At 60.4% G+C, this 5,084-nt stretch carries 2 protein-coding genes and 3 pseudogenes; 4 read left to right on the top strand and 1 reads right to left on the bottom strand.

Annotated elements, in window-relative coordinates; genetic code table 11:
• Positions 1-11 precede the first annotated feature (11 nt).
• The 4 genes and pseudogenes from DQ405_RS28735 to DQ405_RS23900 all read left to right on the top strand — a co-directional run.
• A pseudogene (locus tag DQ405_RS28735) lies at positions 12-176 on the top strand (MFS transporter); the annotation flags it as partial.
• Between the two features lie 10 nt (positions 177-186).
• A pseudogene (locus DQ405_RS28370) lies at positions 187-1,112 on the top strand (MFS transporter).
• A 229-nt stretch (positions 1,113-1,341) separates the two neighbouring features.
• Positions 1,342-3,183 carry a dihydroxy-acid dehydratase gene (gene ilvD / locus DQ405_RS23905; protein ID WP_003195159.1) on the top strand — a complete coding sequence of 614 codons (1,842 nt, stop codon included), beginning with the start codon at positions 1,342-1,344 and terminating at the stop codon, positions 3,181-3,183.
• Between the two features lie 195 nt (positions 3,184-3,378).
• Positions 3,379-4,786: pseudogene (locus tag DQ405_RS23900) on the top strand (amino acid permease).
• Here the strand turns inward: DQ405_RS23900 and DQ405_RS23895 are convergent.
• On the bottom strand, positions 4,732-5,084 hold a 353-nt coding region (locus DQ405_RS23895), incomplete at its 5' end, for a LysR substrate-binding domain-containing protein (RefSeq protein WP_241730167.1). The pseudogene DQ405_RS23900 and the gene DQ405_RS23895 overlap by 55 nt on opposite strands.

Genomic DNA, 5,084 nt, shown 5'->3' with positions numbered 1-5,084 from the left:
TTGACGTCGTACTGCCCTCCTTTCCCGCCCTGGCTGAACACTTCCATACCTCGACCACCCATATCGCTCGATCCGTCAGCCTGTTCGCCATTGGATTTTCCTGCTCAATGCTGCTGATCGGCCCGCTGTCCGACAGAATCGGTCGCAAGAAGCTACTCCTGGCCAGTATGGTAGTAGCCATCCTGGGTGCAGTCGGGTGTCTGGCCGCCAGAAACACGCCCCAATTCCTGTTTCTTTCGAGTCATTCAGGCCATAGGCTGCGGTGGTTTCATACTGTCCCAAGCGCTGGTGCAGGACCTTTTTTTCGGCAGGGAACAGGAGCGGTTGCGCATAGCAATGGCCACGGCCGGAGGCATTTTCATCTCGATTTCCCCAGTGCTGGGCGCATGGCTGCAATCGCACTGGGGATGGAAAGCCAGCTTCTACGCGTTTATCGCCCTCTGTGCTGCAACGTGGATTATGGCTCACCGATTACTGCATGGCGGCTTCCCTCCAACCGCGCCAAGCGAGCGGGGTATTTTCAGGGCCTACGCCAAGGTTTTTCGCCAACAGACATTTTCGCCAGCTACGCCACGATCTCCGCGATCACCTTCGCCTGTCATTTCTCATTCATCGTTGTGTCACCGCTCATTTTCATGGACCAGTTAAAGCTGTCACCCCATGAGTACTCATTGACCTTGCTTCTCTACGGCGCCGCCTACGTAGTGGGAGGCCTCTGTGCCGGCGTCCTGCACAAACGGCTGGCGGCGGCTACCCAGATGGCAGTCGGGCTGGTTCTGATCGCTATCTCTGGCGTGGTCATGCTGCTGTTGGCCTACCTGTTCGGCTTATCAACCCCGACAGTGTTGGTGCCCATGCTGCTCTGCACGGCGGGCACCACCATCACCCGGCCCATTTCCAACTCCAAGGCCATGAGCCTGTTTCCAGACAATGCGGGAGCCGCAGCTTCCGCCGTTGCGGCAGTGCTGTTCATTGCTGGCGGCTGTATCAGTGCGTTTATCAGCACCTTTACCCACCAGTTGAGTACTGCGCTTGGCTTGTGTTTTCTGATCCTGAGCCTTGCCGCCCTTGCGTTGAACTCATGGGCACGGCGGCGCCCGCACGTCCTGTAGCGGCTAACTTCAAGGTTGCGCCCATTCCCTCCAGCCGCCAGCGGTGTAGAATCGGCCCTATTCATCGCCAGTCATCCCCCGGCGGGTTTATGAGCTCGAGGCCCAAGCACGCGGCGATCCCGCGACGCGAGTGGCAACTTCCGGACACACGGCCATTTTCTGAGTGTTCCAGTCGTCAATTAGAAGCTCACTCCCCTTTAGTACTTGATTAGCCGCCCGGAGTGCTCCAATGCCTGATTACCGCTCGAAAACATCCACCCACGGCCGCAACATGGCCGGCGCGCGCGCACTGTGGCGTGCCACGGGGATGAAAGATGACGACTTCAAGAAGCCGATCATCGCGATTGCCAACTCGTTCACCCAGTTCGTGCCGGGCCATGTCCATCTCAAGGACCTGGGCCAACTGGTCGCCCGCGAGATCGAACGCGCCGGTGGCGTGGCTAAAGAATTCAACACCATCGCCGTGGACGACGGCATCGCCATGGGCCATGACGGCATGCTGTATTCCCTGCCGAGCCGCGAGATCATCGCTGACTCCGTGGAGTACATGGTCAACGCCCACTGCGCCGACGCCATTGTGTGCATCTCCAACTGCGACAAGATCACCCCCGGCATGTTGATGGCTGCCTTGCGCCTGAACATCCCGGTGATCTTCGTCTCCGGCGGGCCGATGGAAGCCGGCAAGACCAAACTCGCCTCCCACGGCCTCGACCTCGTCGACGCCATGGTGATCGCCGCCGATTCCAGCGCTTCTGACGAGAAGGTCGCCGAATACGAGCGCAGCGCCTGCCCGACCTGCGGTTCGTGCTCCGGCATGTTCACCGCCAACTCGATGAACTGCCTGGTGGAAGCCCTGGGGCTCGCCTTGCCGGGCAACGGTTCCACACTGGCCACTCACAGCGACCGCGAGCAGTTGTTCCTGCAGGCCGGCCGCACCATCGTCGAGCTGTGCAAGCGTTACTACGGCGAGAACGATGAGTCGGTGTTGCCGCGCAATATCGCCAACTTCAAGGCGTTCGAAAACGCCATGACCCTGGACATCGCCATGGGCGGTTCCACCAACACCATTCTGCATTTGCTGGCTGCCGCCCAGGAAGCCGAGATCGATTTCGACCTGCGCGACATCGACCGCCTGTCCCGTCACGTGCCGCAACTGTGCAAAGTCGCGCCGAACATCCAGAAGTACCACATGGAAGACGTGCACCGCGCCGGCGGGATCTTCTCGATCCTCGGCTCCCTGGCCCGTGGCGGCCTGTTGCACACCGACCTGCCAACCGTGCACAGCAAGTCCATCGCCGAAGGCATCGCCAAGTGGGACATCACCCAGACCGACGACGAAGCCGTGCACACCTTCTTCAAGGCCGGCCCGGCCGGTATCCCGACGCAGACGGCGTTCAGTCAGTCGACCCGTTGGGACACCCTGGATGACGACCGTGAAAACGGCTGCATCCGCAGTGTCGAGCACGCCTACTCGCAAGAAGGCGGCCTGGCCGTGCTGTACGGCAACATCGCCCTCGACGGCTGTGTGGTCAAAACGGCAGGCGTGGATGAGTCCATCCACGTCTTCGAAGGCCGCGCCAAGATCTACGAAAGCCAGGACAGCTCGGTACGCGGCATCCTCGCGGACGAAGTCAAGGAAGGCGATATCGTGATCATCCGCTACGAAGGCCCTAAAGGCGGCCCGGGTATGCAGGAGATGCTTTACCCCACGTCCTACCTGAAATCCAAAGGCCTGGGCAAAGCCTGCGCCCTGCTGACCGACGGCCGTTTCTCCGGCGGCACGTCGGGCCTGTCCATCGGCCACGCTTCGCCGGAAGCTGCTGCCGGTGGCGCGATTGGCCTGGTGCAGGATGGCGACAAGGTGCTGATCGACATTCCGAACCGCTCGATCAACCTGTTGATCAGCGATGAAGAACTGGCGGCACGCCGGGTTGAGCAGGACAAGAAAGGCTGGAAGCCAGTGGAGAAGCGCCCGCGTAAAGTCACCACCGCATTGAAGGCCTACGCGTTGTTGGCCACCAGTGCCGACAAGGGTGCGGTGCGCAACAAAGCCATGCTCGACGGCCTGTAAGCCCCGCGCATAAAAAAGCCCCGCCAGGTGCGGGGCTTTTTTTTGTCTGCAGAAATTCCCCAAGACATYRSAGATCAAATGTGGGAGCTGGCTTGCCTGTCGATAGCGTCGGTGCATTCACTACCGTTATCGCAGGCAAGCCAGCTCCCACAGGTTCAGCGTCAGCCACCATCACAATAATAAAGGGGCACACCCGTGACCACGCCAGACAACGGCTTTGCAGAGATTACCCACCGTGAACTGGGCCTGAGGCGCCAGCTCACTTCCGGCCAGATGAGCATGATCGCCATCGGTGGCGCCATCGGCACCGGGCTGTTCATGGGCAGCGCCTACGCCATCGGTTATGCCGGGCCGAGCGTGCTGGTGAGCTACGCCATCGGCGCGTTGATTACCTTGCTGCTGATGGGCTGCCTGGCGGAGATGACGGTGGCCCATTCCACCTCCGGCTCCTTTGGCGCCTATGCCGAGTTCTACATCAGCCCATTGGCCGGGTTCCTGGTGCGGTATGCCTACTGGGCAGCGATTGTGCTGGCGGTGGGGGCCGAGGTCACGGCGGTGGCGATGTACATGAAGTACTGGTTTGCCAACGTGCCGGAGTGGGTGTGGATCGTGTCGTTTTCCAGTGTGCTGATCCTGCTCAACGCGATCAGCGTGAAGACCTTCGGCAACTTCGAATACTGGTTCTCGACGATCAAGATCAGCGCTATTGTCGGTTTCATCATACTGGCAGTGTATGTGGTGTTCGGCTCTGGTAACCCCGACTACGGCGTGCAGAACTACACGGCCCACGACGGCTTTTTCCCCCATGGCTTGAGTGGCATGTGGATCGCGGTGATCGTGTCGATCTTCAGCTACCTCAGTGTCGAGATGATCGCCGTGGCCGCCGGTGAAGCTGCTGACCCGGAGCAGGCAGTGAAGAAAGCCTTCCGCGCTACCATCGTGCGGCTGGTGGTGTTCTATCTGCTGACCCTGGCGCTGATGCTCGCCATCGTACCGTGGAACCAGGCCGGCCAGGCCCAGAGCCCGTTTGTCACAGTGATGCAGACTATCGGCATTCCCGGTGCCACCGGGGTGATGAATTTCGTGATCCTGATCGCGGCGCTGTCGGCCATGAACAGTCAGCTCTACATCACCACGCGCATGATGTTCAGCCTGTCGCGCGCTGGTTTTGCGCCCAAGTCCATGGGCGCGCTGAGCAAGAACGGCATCCCGCTCAACGCATTGCTGCTGTCCAGCTCGGGCATTGCCCTGGCGACGTTGCTTAACGTGGTGTACCCGGAAAGCTCGTTCACCCTGATGATGGCGATCTCGATGTTCGGCGCAATCTTCACCTGGTTCATGATCTTCCTCACTCACCTGTTTTTCCGCCGCTATCGCAAGCGTCATGGCGGGGCGAAGTTGTCGTTCCAGTTGCGCCTGTTTTCCCTACAGCACGTTGCTGGGGTTGGTGCTGATGGGGGCGGTGATGATCACCACCTATTTCACCGACGCCTTCAAGATGACACTGGTGTTTGGCGTGCCGTTCCTGCTGATTCTGTCGGCTGTGTATTACGGGTTCTTCCGCAAGGGCAGGGCCAAGGCCTCGAACAAAGCCCTGGCATAACCCGGCAGTTGCTCGAACGAGCGTGCGCATAACAGCAACGTGCGGCAGGCCCACTCCTCTTGCAGGAGGTGGGCCTTGAAACGGCGTTCTGACGGCCAGCGGTCCAAGGCGGCCTGAGGCACGATGCCCAGGCCCGCACCGCCGACGACCATGCGAATCAACCCCTCAAAACCGTCGGCGCGAATGCGCGTCTGCAAGCGAAAGCCAGCGTGCAGTGCCTGTTCTTCCAGGTAAACCGCCAACGCGCTGTTCGCCCCCAGGCCCACGTAGTCATATTGCAGGCTCTCGATAAAACTCG

The sequence above is a fragment of the Pseudomonas sp. SST3 genome (assembly GCF_003325755.1).
The sequence above is the reverse complement of the archived record's forward strand: the minus strand, read 5'-3'. Positions and strand labels throughout refer to the sequence as shown.

Coding starts and splice junctions, on each gene's coding strand:
- ilvD (WP_003195159.1), top strand. CDS start 1,342: ATGCCTGATTACCGCTCGAAAACATCCACCCACGGCCGCAACATGGCC.